Annotated in this window: 14 protein-coding genes; 5 read left to right on the plus strand and 9 right to left on the minus strand. The window is 71.0% G+C overall.

The annotated features are described in order from the left end of the window. Positions 1-24: 24 nt before the first annotated feature. The 4 genes from HW837_RS36630 to HW837_RS36645 all read right to left on the minus strand — a co-directional run bounded on the left by HW837_RS36630 (position 25) and on the right by HW837_RS36645 (position 4,749). Complete coding sequence (locus tag HW837_RS36630) at positions 25-735, minus strand: hypothetical protein (protein WP_052683042.1); 711 nt, start codon at positions 733-735, stop codon at positions 25-27. Between the two features lie 333 nt (positions 736-1,068). After that, positions 1,069-1,836, minus strand: coding sequence for an enoyl-CoA hydratase-related protein (locus HW837_RS36635; protein ID WP_045560437.1), 768 nt, complete (start codon positions 1,834-1,836; stop codon positions 1,069-1,071). 28 nt (positions 1,837-1,864) lie between these two features. Beyond that, a complete protein-coding gene (locus HW837_RS36640) occupies positions 1,865-3,151 on the minus strand; it encodes a ferredoxin reductase domain-containing protein (protein ID WP_193381208.1) in 1,287 nt (428 codons plus the stop codon). Next, complete coding sequence (locus HW837_RS36645) at positions 3,151-4,749, minus strand: amino acid adenylation domain-containing protein (protein WP_045560438.1); 1,599 nt, start codon at positions 4,747-4,749, stop codon at positions 3,151-3,153. Before HW837_RS36645 ends, HW837_RS36640 begins: the two co-directional genes overlap by 1 nt. 491 nt (positions 4,750-5,240) lie before the next feature. On the opposite strand from HW837_RS36645, the gene HW837_RS36650 reads away from it, so the two are divergent. After that, positions 5,241-5,639 carry a hypothetical protein gene (locus HW837_RS36650; protein ID WP_193381209.1) on the plus strand — a complete coding sequence of 133 codons (399 nt, stop codon included), beginning with the start codon at positions 5,241-5,243 and terminating at the stop codon, positions 5,637-5,639. A gap of 81 nt (positions 5,640-5,720) precedes the next feature. Here the strand turns inward: HW837_RS36650 and HW837_RS36655 are convergent, their stop codons facing one another. Then, positions 5,721-6,353: a TetR/AcrR family transcriptional regulator gene (locus HW837_RS36655; RefSeq protein WP_045560440.1), complete on the minus strand. Its 633-nt coding sequence runs from the start codon at positions 6,351-6,353 to the stop codon at positions 5,721-5,723. A 120-nt stretch (positions 6,354-6,473) separates the two neighbouring features. Between HW837_RS36655 and HW837_RS36660 the strand changes: the two genes are divergently transcribed. Both HW837_RS36660 and HW837_RS36665 read left to right on the plus strand, forming a co-directional pair. Then, positions 6,474-7,466 carry an aldo/keto reductase gene (locus HW837_RS36660; RefSeq protein ID WP_093792879.1) on the plus strand — a complete coding sequence of 331 codons (993 nt, stop codon included), beginning with the start codon at positions 6,474-6,476 and terminating at the stop codon, positions 7,464-7,466. Positions 7,467-7,715: 249 nt separating this feature from the next. Beyond that, positions 7,716-8,963, plus strand: a complete 1,248-nt coding sequence (locus HW837_RS36665) for an MFS transporter (protein WP_193381210.1) — start codon at positions 7,716-7,718, stop codon at positions 8,961-8,963. Positions 8,964-9,014: 51 nt separating this feature from the next. Here HW837_RS36665 and HW837_RS36670 read toward each other — a convergent pair whose 3' ends face one another. The 3 genes from HW837_RS36670 to HW837_RS36680 all read right to left on the minus strand — a co-directional run bounded on the left by HW837_RS36670 (position 9,015) and on the right by HW837_RS36680 (position 13,084). Continuing rightward, positions 9,015-9,791, minus strand: coding sequence for a hypothetical protein (locus HW837_RS36670; RefSeq protein ID WP_193381211.1), 777 nt, complete (start codon positions 9,789-9,791; stop codon positions 9,015-9,017). Positions 9,792-9,866: 75 nt separating this feature from the next. Beyond that, positions 9,867-11,351 carry an APC family permease gene (locus HW837_RS36675; protein ID WP_193381212.1) on the minus strand — a complete coding sequence of 495 codons (1,485 nt, stop codon included), beginning with the start codon at positions 11,349-11,351 and terminating at the stop codon, positions 9,867-9,869. A 77-nt stretch (positions 11,352-11,428) separates the two neighbouring features. Continuing rightward, a complete protein-coding gene (locus HW837_RS36680) occupies positions 11,429-13,084 on the minus strand; it encodes an amidohydrolase (RefSeq protein WP_045560444.1) in 1,656 nt (551 codons plus the stop codon). Between the two features lie 161 nt (positions 13,085-13,245). On the opposite strand from HW837_RS36680, the gene HW837_RS36685 reads away from it, so the two are divergent. Then, positions 13,246-13,857, plus strand: coding sequence for a TetR/AcrR family transcriptional regulator (locus HW837_RS36685; RefSeq protein ID WP_045560445.1), 612 nt, complete (start codon positions 13,246-13,248; stop codon positions 13,855-13,857). Between the two features lie 386 nt (positions 13,858-14,243). After that, positions 14,244-14,408 carry a hypothetical protein gene (locus HW837_RS36690; protein WP_177262112.1) on the plus strand — a complete coding sequence of 55 codons (165 nt, stop codon included), beginning with the start codon at positions 14,244-14,246 and terminating at the stop codon, positions 14,406-14,408. Positions 14,409-14,625: 217 nt separating this feature from the next. Here the strand turns inward: HW837_RS36690 and HW837_RS36695 are convergent, their stop codons facing one another. Beyond that, on the minus strand, positions 14,626-16,011 hold the full coding sequence (locus tag HW837_RS36695; RefSeq protein WP_045560446.1) for an MFS transporter: 1,386 nt from the start codon (positions 16,009-16,011) through the stop codon (positions 14,626-14,628). Positions 16,012-16,368 lie beyond the last annotated feature (357 nt).

Here is a 16,368-nt window from a genome sequence, read left to right on the forward strand (position 1 = left end):
GTCCGCAGGCCCGGCCGTCGCGCATCACGGGGCCACGGCGCCGTCGGGGTGGCCGAGCGCGGTCCGGGCCGGCTCCGTCGTGACACGGGATGCGCGTGGCCGGGGTCGAAGGACGGGTGAGTGGAGCCGCGAGAGGAACAGGCCGAGCACCGCGCCGTAGATGAGATGGCCGAGCAGGCTGAGGACGAAGCTCGTCGGGGTCAGCGTGAAGAGCTGGTCCGCGCCGCCGGGGATGACGACGACGGTGGCGCAGAGGCCGGTCCAGATGAAGATGCCGTAGCCGACGGACAGCAGTGTCGGCCGAGCGGTGATCAGCGTGGGACGGACGGCCGCGACCAGCTTGCAGAACACGAAGTAGGCCATGCCGATCCCGCCGCCGTCGCCGAGATAGCGCCACAGGTAGCCCATGAGTAGATGCGGACGCTCGGTGCCGAGGATCCACCCTCCGAGGGACGGAATGAAATCAGGCCAGATGCCCGCCAGGACCATCGGGACGCGCACCGCGTCATAGGCGGTGACCGCGACCAGACCGGCGATCAGGCCCTTCAGCGCCCACTCCGACTCCGCCGAGCCGTGGGCCAGGAGCATCAGCGTCAGCAGTGACAGCGGGGTGACCAGGAAAAGCGCTGCTTCGGTCATGGACAGCAGTCCCATGACCGACAGGGGGATGGACAGGACCGGCATGGCGCCGGCGAGGATCAGAATCAGGCAGCGCAACAGCGCAACACGCGTCATGGCGGCTCTTCCTTCGGAGAAGACCCCGGTCGTCGTGTCCGGGGGAGGCGTCGCTGGGGTCGATCAGCGTCGTGAGTGCTGCCGCATGGGCGAGGGGCGCGGAGGGGACGTCCGCGCCCTCACGCGCGTGGGGGGAGTACGGAGCATGTCGATGAGAGGCGTCCGGCCGGGGACGGGTCCGGTGCCAGGGGATGCTCGATGCCGGGGGCGGCCCGTCGCGCTGGAGGGACCGCCCGCGTGCCTGCGGGAGTTGAGGGGAGGACCCGCGGGGGGCCCCGGCGGTCGGCGGACCGCGGGGGCCGGGGGACGTCAGCCGTCAGCCGTCGGCCGGCGTCAGCGGCCGGTGAAGCGCGGCTCGCGCTTCTCCAGGAAGGCGCTCATGCCCTCCTTCTGGTCCCGCGTGGCGAACAGGCCGTGGAACACCCGCCGTTCGAAGAGCACACCGTCGTCGAGACCGGTGTTCAGCGCGCGGTCGACGCACTCGCGAGCCGCTGTGACCGCCGCGCGGCCGTAGGAGGCGACGGTCGCGGCCACCCGCTGGGCCTCCTCGGCGACCTGGTCGTCGGCCACCACACGGGAGACGAGCCCGGACCGTTCGGCCTCGTGGGCGTCCATCGTGCGGCCGGTGAGGATCAGGTCCATCGCCTTGGCCCGCCCGACCAGGCGGGTCAGACGCTGGGTGCCGCCGATGCCGGGGATCACCCCGAGCTTGATCTCGGGCTGGCCGAAGACGGCCGACTCACCGGCGACGACGAGGTCGCACATCATCGCCAGCTCGCACCCGCCGCCCAGCGCGTATCCGCTCACCGCGGCGATCTTCGGAGTACGGAAGGCGGCGAACTCCTCCCAGCCGGCGAAGTAGTCCTCAGCCGCCATGTCGGCGGCCGATCTGCCCGCCATCTCCTTGATGTCGGCGCCGGCCGCGAACACGTCCTCCCCGCCGGTCACCACGAAGGCGCCGACCTCGGGGTCCGTGTCGAGCGGACGCAGGGCGTCGAGCAGTTCGGTCAGCAACTCGCCGCTGAGCGCGTTGCGGACGTGCGGACGGTGGAGGCGTACCGTGACCACCCGGCCCAGACGCTCCGTCTTCAGAGTGTTCATCGCGTGTCTTTCGCCTTTCGCGTGTCGCTCAGGAGTCCCAGATCGCGCCGTACGCGGGGACACCCCGCCGCTCCAGGCCCTGGACCACCTGCCAGGTGAGCTTCTTGTTGGAGATGCAGATGACCGCCTCCGCACCGAAGTCCCGGTACGCGGTGTACGCGAGGCGCACCATGTCCGGCTTGCCGTACACGGAGGTGTCCCAGACAAGGGCGTCCGGCTGCACGGCGAGGATCTCGTCGACGAGGGCGTCGCCGTAGGTGGTCCGTGGGGCACGGGTCGCCCAGACCAGACGCGAGGGGACCTCGGCGGCCAGCAGATGCGGCAGACAGGGGCCGATCCCGCTGCCCGTGGCGACATAGACCACCTTCTTGAACAGCACCTCGATGTTGGCGACGCCGGCGGTCGTGATGCCCTTCACCCAGACGTGCTCGGGAGCGTCGTCGATGAATGAGGCGGTCCAGTCACCGGCCCGCGAGATGGTCAGCCGGAAGCCGGGATCGTCCGGGGCGGGTACGTTCGCGAAGGAGTGCCACTCCTTGAGCGGACTGCGGCTGAGCGCGGTCGACGATCCGGCGAAAGGTTTCTCCCCATAGTCGAAGCGGGCCAACGCCACATGCGACGAGGGTCGTTCCACGTGCACCCGCACCTTGCGCAGACGCGTCCAGGGCAGGGCGACACTGAACGTGACGACGGCCAGGACTCCGAACTCCGGCACCCCCGCGCCGCTCAGCGCGGTGTGCGTCCAGAAGAGGGCCAGCGCGGCCCACCCGCCGAAGCGGTGGATCTTCTCGAAGTGGTCGTGGAAGCGGGACCGGAAGGGCGGCAGCGCGGTAGCGACGATGCCGGCGAGCAGAGCGGCCAGCGCCCAGCTCACCAGGGTGAGCCCGGGATCACCGCCCCGTGCCGTGACCGCCACGGTGAGCCCCCCGAACCACAGCGTCCCGGCCAGGGCCCCGCCCACGTGCAGACCGCCGAAGTGATACACCTTCCCGAGCGTCCAGCGCACCTTGAGCGGCCATGAGGTCGGTGCCCAAGTGGCCACCCGGAAGAGGAAGTTGACGACGTACTGCTGACGGACGACGACCGCGAGCGCGAGGTTGGCGAGGCAGGCGTGGCCCAGCGACCTGATGTCCAGCGGCCCGCCGAGGACCAGGTACGCCGCGTTGACCAGCAGTACGAGGGCGGCGAGGCGGTTGTAGTGCATGAGACGGGGGTGTTTGAGGGCCCGTCGGAACCGCGAGGTGAGCGGGGGGAGCGGGTGCGGCGTCGTGGTGTCCACCGCCGGTGGCGTGGTGGCGAGGGGCGAGGTGGTCATCACGCGGCCTCCGCACCGAAGGCCGCCGTGCCGCCCAGGGGCGTCGCCGTCCGTTCCGCCAGCCGGCGCTCCGCGAGCAGCAGGAGAGCGGCCTTGTCGATCTTTCCGCGGGAGGTCTCCGGAAGGGTCGCCAGGGCCAGGACGTGGGAGGGCACGCAGTAGTACGGCAGGGCGTCGGCGACCGCGCCGCGCGCCGCCTCCACGTCGACATCGGCCGGGCAGACGAACGACACCAGGGTCCGCGCGTCCCACTTCAACGTGACCGCACGGCTGCAACCGGGCGTACGTTCCAGCACCGAGGAGACGGAGTCGAGTTCGACCCGGAAGCCGCGCACCTTGACCTGGTCGTCGGTGCGGCCGAGGTGTTCCAGTTCGCCGTCGGGCGTCCAGCGGCCGAGGTCGCGGGTGCGGAACATACGGCGCCCGTCACCGAGGAACGGGTCGGGGGCGTAGCGCTCGGCGGTCAGTTCGTCGTTGCCGAGGTAGCCGGCCGACACACAGTCGCCGCCCGCCCACATCTCGCCGACCTCGCCGATGGGTACCGGCCGCAGGTGCTCGTCGAGGACGTACACGGTGTTGTTGGGCGTGGGGCTGCCGATGGTGAGGAGCAGGCCATCGGGGTCGTGGCGGCGCATCGTGTTCACGATCGTGGTCTCGGTGGGGCCGCAGGAGTTGTAGAAGGTGGCCCGTCTCGCCCACAGGTCCGCCAGCGGGCGGGGGCACGGCTCACCCGCGACGGCCACCGTCCGGACGTCGGGGCACCGCGCCGGGTCGATCCCGGACAGCACGGTCGGGGTCGCGATGATGACATGCGCGGTACGGGCGGCCTCGGCGATGTCCTTGCCCCGTACGACGAGGGTTCCGCCGTGGGCCAGACAGCCGAGTATCTCCCAGGCGGCCATGTCGAAGCCGATGTTGAGGAGCTGGGCCACCCGGTCACCGGGGCGGACGCCCAGGTCGCCGGGGGCGGTGAGCAGGATGTTCGCGACGTTGCGGTGGGTGACCTTCACGCCGTTGGGCTTGCCGGTGGTGCCCGAGGTGAAGAGCACGTAGCAGCCGTCGTCGGGCCCGACGGGGAGGGAGGGGGGCTCCTCGTCGGGGCCGGCGGCGACGCCGGGGGGCCTCTCGTCGGGCAGGGGGCCGTCCAGGGTGAGCAGACGACGTCCGCTCGGCACGGGGACGCGGTCGGCGTGTTCCTCCTGGGTGAGGATGACCCGGATGTCCGCGGTGTCGACGACGTGCTCCAGCTGGGCCCGGGGCACCAGTCCGATGTCCTGCGGGACATAGGCGGCGCCCGCCTTGAGCACGCCGAGCAGGCCGACGACCATCGGGATGGACCGGCGGACGAAGAGGCCCACGTGGTCGCCGGGGCGTACGCCCTCACGGACGAGGCGGGCGGCGAGCGCGTCGGCCCGGCGGTCGAGCTCGCCGTAGGTGATCACGGAGCCTTCGTGCTCGACGGCGACCGCGTCGGCGTCGGCTTCGGCCCATCTCGCGAAGGCGTGGTGCACGAAGGGATCCGGGACCGGAACCGTGGGGCCGTGACCGAACTTCCGGAAGAGATCTCTGTCGTGCGGAGTCAGGTGTTGGAGAGCCATGAGTCTGAGGTCACCTGCCTGTTTCAGGGGACCGTGACGCGTCGGGGAGCACATCATGGTAAATGCGGCTTTGCCGGGCTTTACGGGTCCGAAGCCCGGCCACGAGCACTTTAAGTCTCAAGTAGCGGGATCCACAGGATTCCTGTCGAATGGCATGGATCACATCGCGCAGGCGTGGTGCGGACGTCACTTAATCGTGTAAGTTTCGAGATTTCCCTCCGGGGCCCGCGAGGGGCGTCGGAGGTCGGCGGGACGGGGCGCCCGAGCGGGGGGAGCGGCGCGTGAGGGAGGGGGTGCTGCGGGGTCAAGTCGGCTCGTCTGATGGATTGTTGATGGTTCGTCAGCAGACCCGCCTTGGTGTCACGTTCCTGCATGCGCGAGGCCGCGCCACTCGCTTCCCGTCGACTTCCTCCGCCGGCTTCGCGGCCATCTCCGCACCGCGGTCACCCGGTTGCCGGCGGCCGGGGCAGCGGCATCGTGCTCCGCGAACGGTGACGGAAGCAGCGCTCAACGCCTACGGCTGGACAGGCCCCTGGAAGGACCGCAGAGGCTTCGACACCCTCGTCCGGTTCAGCAGCGGCCTCGCCCACGCGACGACGGCCTGGGCTCTCGCCGACCCGGAGCACAGGACGCCGGTCAACGCCCTCGGCCGGCTGGTCGACTCCGGCCGGCCCCGTCGCCTGCCCGTCGAGGCACTCGACTTCGCCGAGGAACCGGAGATCCGGCTGCCGCTCGACGGGCCGTACGAGGACCGCGTCCACGTCGGCCGGGGCGGCACCCCGGTCAGGCGGCTCCGGTTTCCCGTCACGGTCGAGGAGACCCCGTTGTGCTGGGAGCGGCCGTTCGAGGCGGCGGGCCGCTCCGCGCCGACGTGGTGCACCGTGCGCTGACCGCGGCCCGCTCGTCCGCCGGCCGGGCGGGTGCGTCGCGGAGCGCCTGCCGTCCTGGCCGCGCCCACGGGCCAGGTCGGCCTACCGCGTCACGTGGGGGAAGAGGCGTTCGACGGCGGCGACCACGGCGGCGCGGCGGGCGGCGAGGGACGGGTCCGCCGCCCGTTCCGCCGCTACGGCGCCGATCTCGGTCTGTGCCGCCCATGTGGTGGCGATCTGGTTGACCAGGGCGAGGACGTCGACCGGGTCCCACGCCGGATCGAGCCGACCCGCCCGCTGTGCCTCGCGCAACTGGTCGATCTTGCCGGCGACGGTGTCCCGAACCGTGTCGGCGATGGACGAAGCGGCGGTGCCGGTGAGTTCGAGGCGCCCCCAGGTGATCAGCCGGTGGTGGTCCGGGCGGGTGATCGTGAAGTGGTCGTAGAGGCGGCCCGCGTAGCCCGGCAGATCGTCCGGGTCCATGGGGGTGGCCTGCGCGACCCGGGCCAGTTCCAGCAGGGAGACGTGGGCGTAGAGCGCCTCCTTGCCGCGGAAGTGCGCGTAGACGCGTTCCTTGCTGGTCCTGGCCTGCTTGGCGATGCGGTCCACCCGGGCCCCGGCGATCCCGTGACGGGCGAACTCCTCCGTGGCGGCGGCGACGATCCGCTCGCGGGTGGAGTCGGCGCCTTCCGGAGCGGGGGGCGCGGAGGTCGGGTCGGTCGTCGGGCGAGACATAGGGCCAGGATAAGTGACCGAACTGATTGGTTTGGAATTGCGGAGAGTCGGCGCTAGAGTCAAACCGAACGGTTCGGTTTGGTAGTGGGCCGGGCTCGCCCTCATGTCTGGAGAGAACTCATGCACCAACGCGATCTGGGATCCCAGGGCCTGCGCGTCTCCGCGCTCGGCCTCGGCACCATGGGGATGACCCTCGCCTACGGCTCCTCGAACGACGAGGAGAGCACCGCCACCCTCCGCCGTGCCCATGAACTCGGGGTCGACTTCTTCGACACCGCCGAGCTGTACGGCCTGGGCACCGGCAGCAACGAGATCCTGCTCGGCGAGGCCGTGAAGGACTTCCGCGACGAGGTGGTCCTGGCCACCAAGTTCGGGTTCGACATGACCGCGCAGCAGATCGGGGCCGGGTTCGACAGCCGACCGGAGAACATCCGCAAGGTCGCCGAGAACAGCCTGCGCCACCTGCGGACCGACCGCATCGACCTCTTCTACCAGCACGCCGCCGACCCCGACGTGCCGGCCGAGGAGGTCGCGGGCGTCGTCGGTGAACTGATCGCCGAGGGCAAGGTGAAGTACTTCGGCCTGAGCAACGTCGGCCCCCAGTACATCCGCCGCGCCCACGCCGTCACCCCGGTCACGGCCCTGCAGTCCGAGTACTCGCTCTTCGAGCGGGAGGTGGAGGAGAAGATCCTGCCGGTCGTGCGGGAGCTGGGCATCGGGTTCGTCCCGTACTCTCCGCTCGGCCGCGGCTTCCTGACCGGCGTGGTCAAGCCCGCCGCCGAGTACCCGGCGGACGACATGCGCAGCTGGGACGAGCGGTGGCAGGGCGACAACTACACGTACAACCTCGACGCCACCGAGCAGCTGAAGAAGCTCGCCGCCGCCAAGGGCATCACCGCCGCGCAGCTCGCGCTGGCCTGGCTGCTCGCCCAGGGCGACGACGTGGTCCCGATCCCCGGCACCCGCAACGCCGCCCGCCTGGCGGAGAACACCGCCGCGGTCGACGTCGTCCTCACCGACGCCGACCTCGTGCAGATCAGGCAGATCCTTCCTCAGGGTTCGGCGGGAAGCCGGTACCCGGCCGCGATGCTGGCCACGATGTCGACCGACTGACTCACGGCCGTCGACGGCAGGGGCGGGGCGGGTGCCCGAGGGGCGTTCGGGCGGCGATGTCTCGAACGCCCCCGTCGCATGCACGCGCCTGGAGCCGTCGATGCAGGCCCCGGCCGGATCCGCCTCGTAGAGTTCCGCGGGCCGTCTGAGAGCGCTCTCTGCCAGGATGTGGTGGCATGTACATTTACCCGGCTGGGCGAGGTGCCGAAGCCCGGCCGTGAGCTGCCCCCGCCGGATGGAGAAGCACCTATGGACCAGGATGTGCGTCGGCGGCGTCAGGCGCTGTTCCTGCTCTTCCTGCTGTGCGGGATCGCGATGTCCTCCTGGGTGACACGCACGCCCGCGATCCGGGATCGGCTGGACCTCTCGACCGCCCACATGGGGCTGGTGCTGTTCGGGCTGTCGCTCGGTTCGATGGTGGGTATCTCCTGCTCGGGGCGGCTGGTGTCCAGGTTCGGGACCCGGTCCGTCATCGTCTGGGGGACCTGGCTCCTCATCTCGGGGATGGCCATGATCTGCTGGGGGAGTGCCTCCGCGTCGGCGGCGACGGTGACCGCGGGCCTGTGCGTCTTCGGCATCGGGATGGGTGTCGGTGACGTGGCGGTGAACGTCGACGGCACGGATGTCGAGCGGGTCGGCGGCAGGACCACGCTGCCCGCACTGCACGGCTGCTTCAGCCTGGGCACGGTGCTGGGCGCCGGGGCGGGCATGGCGGCGACGGCGGCCGGTGTACCGGTGCACTGGCATCTCGCCGCGGTCGTCCTGCTCGCCACCGGCCTTCTCCTCCACGCGATGCGCGCCCTCCCGGAGGGCATCGGCCGTGCCACGTCGGAGGAGGCGCACGCACCGGGCGACGGCGGACGTCGCCCGGCGGTCTGGAAGGACGGGCGACTGCTCCTCATCGGCGGGATCGTGCTGGCGATGGCGCTGGCCGAGGGATCGGCCAACGACTGGCTGCCGCTGTTGATGGTCGACGGCCACGGCATGGACGCGACGGCGGGGTCCCTCGTGTACGCCGGTTTCGCCGCCGCGATGACCCTCGGCCGCTTCGCCGGCTCCTTCTTCCTCGACCGCTTCGGCCGCACCGCAGTCGTACGCGCCAGCGCCCTCTCCGGCGCGCTCGGCCTGCTCGTCGTCATCGTCTCCGACAACGCTGTCCTGGCCGGAGCCGCGGTGCTGCTGTGGGGGCTGGGCGCGTCGCTCGGCTTTCCTCTCGCGCTCTCGGCCGCCGGCGAGTCCGGCCCGGACCAGACGGCACGGGTCAGTCTCGTGGCGGTGATCGGCTACGTCGCCTTCCTCGTCGGACCACCCGGACTCGGCCTGCTCGGCGGCCAGTTCGGCCTGCGCCCCGCCATGCTCGTCGTCCTCGCCTGTGTCGTGTGCGCCGCGTTCCTGGCCCCGGCGGTGGAGACCGGGGCCCGCGCCGGGGGCCCCGCCGCGAGGGGTGCCACCGACGTCGACGTGGCCACCACCGCTGACGAGGCGGGCTCGGCGTAGACCGCCCCCGACATCAGCGGCGACGACCGGTGCGGCTCGGCTGCTGCTTGATCAAGGGCTTGCGTCGGCTCGTCGCCGGGCGGTGGTGAAGGCCAGGACCGGGTCGCGGCCGTCGTGTCCCCAGGGGAAGGGGGTGACGAGGCCGGCGATGGCGCGGAAGGCCGGGACGGCGCGGGCCGGCTCTCCGGCGGCGTAGAGGGCGTAGGCCAGCAGGTTGAGGTCGGCGACGGCCGCCGCGTACGGCAGGTGGCCCGCCTCGGGCCAGGCGGCCTGTGCCGGTTCCAGGATCTGGGTGGCTTCGTACCCGCTCCACAGACGGTCGGCCATGAGTGCCTGGACACCGCCTTTGGACCGGGCGGTGTGGTAGCGGTCGATCAACGGCAGCAGCGGGAGGCCGGCTGTCGGTGCAGTGGGCGGTGCCGTGGCCCTGACCTGGTCGACGAAGTCCATGGACTGGGCGAGGGATCCGCATTCCCGGGGTGTAGAGACAGCCGTACATCTGCAGGTGGGCTTCGCGGTGCCAGGATCTCTCGCGACGATCTCCCGCCATACGGGGAAGACCTCCGTGCGTGGCCTGCCCCACCGGCGGAGCAGCCCGAGGCGCACCACCCACGGGTTGGGGTCGTAGGGATCCAGGCGGGCCGCCGCCGTGCAGGCCCGGGCGGCCTGTTCGAACTCGTCGTGGTGCAAGGGCGCGTGGGTGCCGCGCGCCATGACTCCCCAGGCGAACAGGGTGTGCGCGTCGGGGCGGTCGGGACGCAGTTCGGCCCAGGAGCGCTGGATGCCGGGGCGCGTCACGGCGGCCAGGGCGGCAAGTCGATGGGCCACGTGCGCACAGCGGCGGTCGGGGCGGTCCCGTGTTCCGGCCTGCGGCCGGAAGCCGGGACCGCCGCTGTGCGCACGTCAGGCGGCGTCGACGTCGGTGGTGGCCAGCTTGCCGTAGACATCGGGCCGGGTGCGGCGGATGCGTGCGGCGAGAGCCACGCCGGACAGGAACACCGCCGGTGTGAGCGCGACCAGCGACCAGTTGACGGTCGGGCCGGCGCCGGTGAACAAGTCCAGACGCTTGCAGACCAGCACGGTGACGGCGGTGAGGAGGACGCCGGCCGCGGCGGGCGCGAGAAGGGTACGAAGCGGTCCCTCGCCGTGCTCGGCGGAGTTGCGGCGGAAGAACGCGACCACCGCGAAGGCCGCCACTGCCTGCAGCACGAGGATGCCGACCACACCGGGAGTGTTCACCCACAGGAAGAACTTGGTGTAGGGGTCGACGCCGATCACGGCGAAGACGGCGACGACCACGGCCGCCAGGATGCTCTGGGCGACACCGGCCACCCACGGCGAGCCGTGCCTGGGGTGCACCCGGCCCAGGGCCGCGGGGGCGACACTCTCGACGGACAGGGCGTAGACGTAGCGGGTGATGGCGTTGTGGAAGGCGAGCAGGGCGGCGAGCACGCTGGTGACGATCAGGACGCGCTGGACGTCGGTCGCCCAGCCGCCGACGTACTGGGTCATGGCGGTGAAGAACATCTCCGCCGGGTTCTTCGCGGCGGCGCCGACGGCCTGGTCGCTGCCGAACGCCTGCACGATGATCCAGCTGATGAAGGCGTAGAAGAGGCCGAGGAAGCCGATCGCGAGGTAGGTGGCGCGGGGCACGGTGCGGTCGGGGTGACGGGCCTCCTCGCGGTAGATGGCGGTGGCCTCGAAGCCGATGAACGCGGCGACAGCGAGACCGAGCGGTCCGCTCATCCCGGAGACGAAGACGTTCGAGGGGACGAAGGAGTCGAAGGTCAGCCCGCTCGCGCCGCCCTTGACCAGGACCGCGCCGGCGAGCAGCACCAGGATGGCGGTCTCCGCGATCAGCAGGGCGGCCAGGACCTTGGCACCGAGGTTGATGGAGCGGAAGCCCAGGAACCAGACGACGGCGATCCCGGCGAAGGCGTACACCGGCCACGGCAGGTCGACGCCGAGTAGGTCGTTCGCGGTGGTGGCGGCGAAGAAGCCGAAGGCGCCGAACATGCCGATCTGCAGGGAGTTGTACGAGAACACCGCGAGGAACGCCGCCCCCAGCCCCGCCGGACGTCCGAGACCTCGGGCGATGTACGAGTAGAAGGCGCCGGCGTTGCGGATGTACGGCGTCATCGCGGTGAAGCCGACCGCGAAGAGGACCAGCACCACGCCGACGGCGAGATAGGCGACCGGGGCGCCGATGCCGCCGAAGAGGATGGCGAGGGGCGCCACGCCGGCCATCACGGTGAGCGGGGCGGCCGCGGCGACGACGAAGAAGACGATGTCGGCGACGCCGAGGCTGCCGCGCTGGAGGTGGCCCGGATCGGCGCCGACGGCCGGTGGGGACTGCTGGGGAGCGGTGGGGACGAGGGGCTCGGTCATGGAAGTCTCCGCGTGGTGTGTGTCGAGGAGGGGTGGAACGTCCAGGAGACGCAGACCGGTCGTGACGCGACGTAGGTCTATCGTCGCCCGGCACGCGTGCTGCGGGGGGTGGTGGCGTCGTGGGTGCGCCGGCCGGCGAGCCAGGTGCCCAGGACGGGGAGATGCGCGAGGTCAGCGGGGGCGGTCCCGGCCGGGTCGGCGGCGAGATGCACCAGGTCGGCGCGCATTCCGGGACGCAGCGCGCCCCATTCCTTCTCCTCGAACGCCTGGTGGGCGCATCCCGCGGAGTAGGCGGCGAGAGCGGTGTCGATGTCTATCCGCTCCTCGGGGAGCCAGCCGCCCTCGGGAACTCCCTCGGGCGTCTGGCGGGTGACCGCGGTGGCGATGCCCCGCAGTGGTTCATGGGCGGTGACCGGCCAGTCGCTGCCGAACGAGAGCCGGGCGCCGGAGGCGAGCAGGGCGGCGATCTGGTACTGCCGCGCGCCGCGTTCCGGGCCGATCCGCGGCAGGGTCAGCTCGGTCATCAGGGGGTCGGGCTGGGCCCACAGCGGCTGGAGGTTGGCGACCACGCCGAGGGCGGCGAACCGGGCCAGGTCGCCGGGGGCGATCAGCTGGGCGTGGGCGATGACCGGACGGCGGTCGCGAGCGCCGTTGGCGCGGGCGGCCGCCTCGATCGCGTCCAGAGCCATCCGGACCCCGCCGTCGCCGATGGCGTGCAGGTGCGCGCGGAAGCCGAGCGCGTCGACGGCGGTGACGGCCTCGGCCAGCTCCTCGTGGGACCAATTGGCGATGCCGTGCGAGTGCGGGCAGTCGGTGTAGGGCTCGAGGAGGGCGGCGGTGCCCGCCTCGATGACGCCGTCGGCGAAGAACTTCACGCTCCGTGCGGTCAGCAGCCCGGGAGCGGAACTCTCCACCTTGTCCCGGTCCGTGGTGAACCGGAGGACGCGCTCGCGCCAGCTGTCGGGTTCCAGGACGAAGGCGAGGTCGGCGCGCAGGGGAAGCCCTGGTCCGGTGGTCGCGGCGGTGACCCAGACGTCGGCCTGGTGCGGTTCGACCCAGGCGTCCTGCACCCAGGTCACGCCGGCCGCGGCGAACCGGGTGGCGGCTTCGCGCAGGGCCGCCACCTGTGCCTCGTGGGACGCCGTGGGAATGAGGGCGAGCACCGGGCCGAGGGCGCCGAACTCGCGCAGGGTGCCCAGCGGTTCGGCGGATCCGCCGCGGCGCAGGATCTCCCCGCCCGCCGGATCGGGGGTGCCGGCTGTGTAACCGGCCCGGCGCAGGGCCTCGCTGTTCACCCAGGCGGTGTGGTGGTCCATGGTGCGCAGGACGACGGGACGGTCGGGTACGGCGGCGTCCAGCCACCGGGCGTCGAATCTGCCGTCGGGGGCGAGCCACGGGTCGAAGCCGTCACCGGTGATCCACTCCGTCTCCGGGTGTTCGGCGGCCCAGCCTCGTACGGTCTCGACGATCTCCTCGACGCTTCCGCGCTCCCGGACCGGCACGCCCGCCAGACCCAGCCCTCCCATCACCGGGTGCGCATGTCCGTCGCCGAACGCGGGCAGCAGGGCCCCGCCGGCCAGGTCGACGACGGTGGTACGCGGTCCCCGGGCGTCCAGCGCCTGTGCGCCGAGGGCGGTGATCCGGCCGCCTGTGACGGCAAGGGCGCCGTGGACGGAGCCGTCCGGGGCCCCGGTCCGGACGGTCCCTCCGGTGAAGACGATGTCGGCGTGCATGGCGTGTGGCGGTGCCTTTCCTTCGGCCGACCACCTAACTGAAAGGTGTTCGGTTTCCGGTAATGTAGGCGCCGTCCGGGCGACTGGGAAGAGTTTTACTGAATGCCATTCGGTAACGTCTGGGTTACGGCAAACGAAGACAATTTCTCCGAGGAGCCACCGTGGGACGGCCGCGCACACCCCTGCTGGACCGCCGGCGCATCGGTGCCGCGGCACTGCGCCTGGCCGACGAGAAGGGCGCCTTCTCCATCCCGGCCCTGGCCAAAGCGCTGGGTGTCGCCCCGTCCGCGCTCTACCACCACGTCGCCGGCCGCGACGAGATCATCTCGCTGATGCGCGAGGAGCTCGCCCTGGCGACCGGAGACGACCAGGACTGGTCGCAGCCCTGGGAGAAGGTCCTGGAGGGCTGGGCCCGCTCCTATCTGGACGCCTTCGCCGCCCACCCGGGGGCGGTTCCCCTGCTCGCCACCGCCCCGCTGGCCGAACCCTTCATGCACGTGATGTACGAGAAGGTCGCGAAGCTGCTCCTGGACGCGGGCTTCGCCGCGCATCAGGTCATGCCGCTGATCACCGCACTGGAGAGCTTCGTGCTCGGCTCCGCCCTCGATCTGGTGGCGCCGCCCGTGATGGTCTCCGACGTCGCCCGCGACGCGACTCCGCACCTCAGCGCCGTACTCGACCAGACCCCCGCCGACCGCAGCCGCGCCACCCTGGCCTTCGACCTCGGCCTGCGCGCCCTGCTCATCGGCTTCCGCGACCTGCTGGATCACTGAGTCGTGCGCGTCGCCGGGCCTCGACGGGCACTACGCTGAGCGGCTCGACGCGAAGATCCTGACAACGAAGAACCGCACCTGCGGGCGAACGGCAGCAACGAGCTGAACTACCTGGTCACCGACCAGCACGGCACCGGGCCCCTCGCCATCGATGCCACGAACCATGACTACTCACGGCGCTGCACCACCCCGGTCGGCGCACCGAGGGGCAGCGTCGCCGGAGCCGCCTGGGGAATGGCAGGCCGAGGCTCAACACCGCGTCGACTGCCTCCGCACAATCACCGAGCCGGGCCCCTGGCCTCCTTCGCCGCGGATCCCGGATCACTCTGGTAGCCGGCTTCACGGCTGAGGGCGGCGACGAACGGCCACCGGAACGGTTCGACGACGTGGTACTCGTCGACACCGGACCCGCCGGTCCGGAGGCGTTCGTCGTGGCACTGCGCGCGTCGGACGCGGAGCGCCTGCTGGGGTGTGCCGGTTCCGCGACGGTGTACACCATGCTGCCCGCCGCCGAGAGCACGAGTCGTGCCCCCGGCACGCGGCCGGAATAGTCCATGGTGACGCGTGGTCATCGCACCAGCGGCAATGGTGCCGAGGCAGCGGATTGAGACCGTCATCGGACCGTCGGCACCTGTTGTGGCCCCCGTGCCGTCCTTCGGCACGGGAGCATGAGAGACCAGCCGGTGATCAGGTCGGGGGTTCCACGGCGAAGGCTCCGACGGGGCACTCGGTTCGAGTGCCCCGTCCGAGTCGAGGACCCGGCGTGGATCAGGTCGGCTCCGGCAAGGAGCGCGCGGTCCCCTCTGTGCTCGAGCGTCCCACCGGCGCTGCATCGCCAGGAGCGCGGGGAACCAGTCCGATCAGTGCTGCACCGATGAGGCCGGGTACCGCGAGGGCGTAGAAGTTCCACTGGTACGCCAGTCCCGCCCCGATGATGAGTCCGAGCAGTGGTGGTGCGAGCATCGAGCCGAGGCGGCCGAAGCCCAGCGCCCACCCCAGCGCCGTGGCGCCCATCCGTACCGGGTAGTGCTTGGAGACGTAGGCGAGGACGAACGTCTGCGTTCCCATCGCGCCGACACCCCCCAGCGCGACGGCCGCGTACAGCAGCGCCGTGGGCAGTCGCAGGCTGAGGAGGATCAACGCCGCGCCGGCCAGGAGGGACGTCGTGACGATGACCGGCTTCGAGCCGAGTCGGTCGGCGGCCGTGGAGATGAGGAGCTGGCCGACGACAGCTCCGAGGTTGAACATGAGCAGGAAGCCAAGTGCCGACCCGGAGGAGTAGCCGGCCCGGCGCATGATCTCCGGGAGCCAGGTGTTGTACCCGTAGATCATGAACAGGCACAGGCACGACATGGCCAGGAAGCAGAGCGTCGCCACGATGTAGTCGCGCGAGAACAGGGCCTTCACGGGCGACGTGCTGTCCGGGTCGGTCGCGGCCGGCGACTGGGTCGGCGCGGTTGCTTCCTGCGGTGCGTCCTCGAGCCTGATGTTCCAGCGGCGAGCTGTCCTGTCCGCCTCGGCGTATCGGCCCTTCGCCTGGAGGAAGGCGATCGACTCGGGCAGGAACTTCAGGGCCACGGGCACGATGAGGATCAGCGGGAGGAGCCCGAGCAGGAACATCGCCTGCCAGCCGAACCGGGGGATCACCGACATGCCCACCAGAGCGGCGATGATGCCGCCCACGGGAAAGCCGCTGAAGATGATCGCGAATACCAGGTTGCGCGTTTTCGGGTGCGAGTACTCTCCGCTGAGGGCACTGGCGGTCGGCAGTACGCCACCGAGCCCGAGGCCTGCGAGGAACCGGAAGAGCCCGAACAGTTCCGGGGATGTCGCGGTCGCGCACAGGCCTGTCATCACCGAGAACCAGGTCAGACAGGCGATCAGCATCCTGCGTCGGCCCAGTACATCGGTGAGCGTGCCGACCGTCGTGGCCCCGATGAGCATGCCGATCAGAGCGACCGAACCGATCAGCCCGGCACCGGCGGGGGTCAGGCCCCACCCGCCTTCGTGCAGCAGGGACGGGATGACAGCGCCGTAGATCACGACGTCGTATCCGTCGGCGGTGATGGCGAGCCCGCAGATCGCGAGGACCAGCAGGGTCACCGGAGGCCAGACGGCCTGGCCGCGACTTCCTCCGTGACTGTCTTCGAGCATGGCAATCCTTCCACGTGGCGTGCGGGTATGGGTTGTTTCGCCCGTCGGAGACGGCGTGCGTACCCCCTCGGGGGCAGCCTCGGGCCGATCGGAGCGATGTCAGGGCTTGTGCGCGGAGGCTGAAGGCATGCGCAGCCCATCAGCGAGGTTGCTGGAGATGGCCGGACTGTATCGACTGCGGCTCGACTCGTATCGCTAAGTGTGCACACTGATGGGCGGCTGTAAAGGTTCCTTGCGCAGAAAGAGGGGGAGAGTAGAGGCTGTGCGTGTGTATGCCCATGTCTACTGCGGCGCGTCGCGAATCAATGTGTATGCACAATTGATGTGTGTGGAGGTCCTACGGAATAGCGTCGGAAC

Source organism: Streptomyces caniscabiei (assembly GCF_014930365.1).
Lineage (GTDB): Bacteria > Actinomycetota > Actinomycetes > Streptomycetales > Streptomycetaceae > Streptomyces > Streptomyces caniscabiei.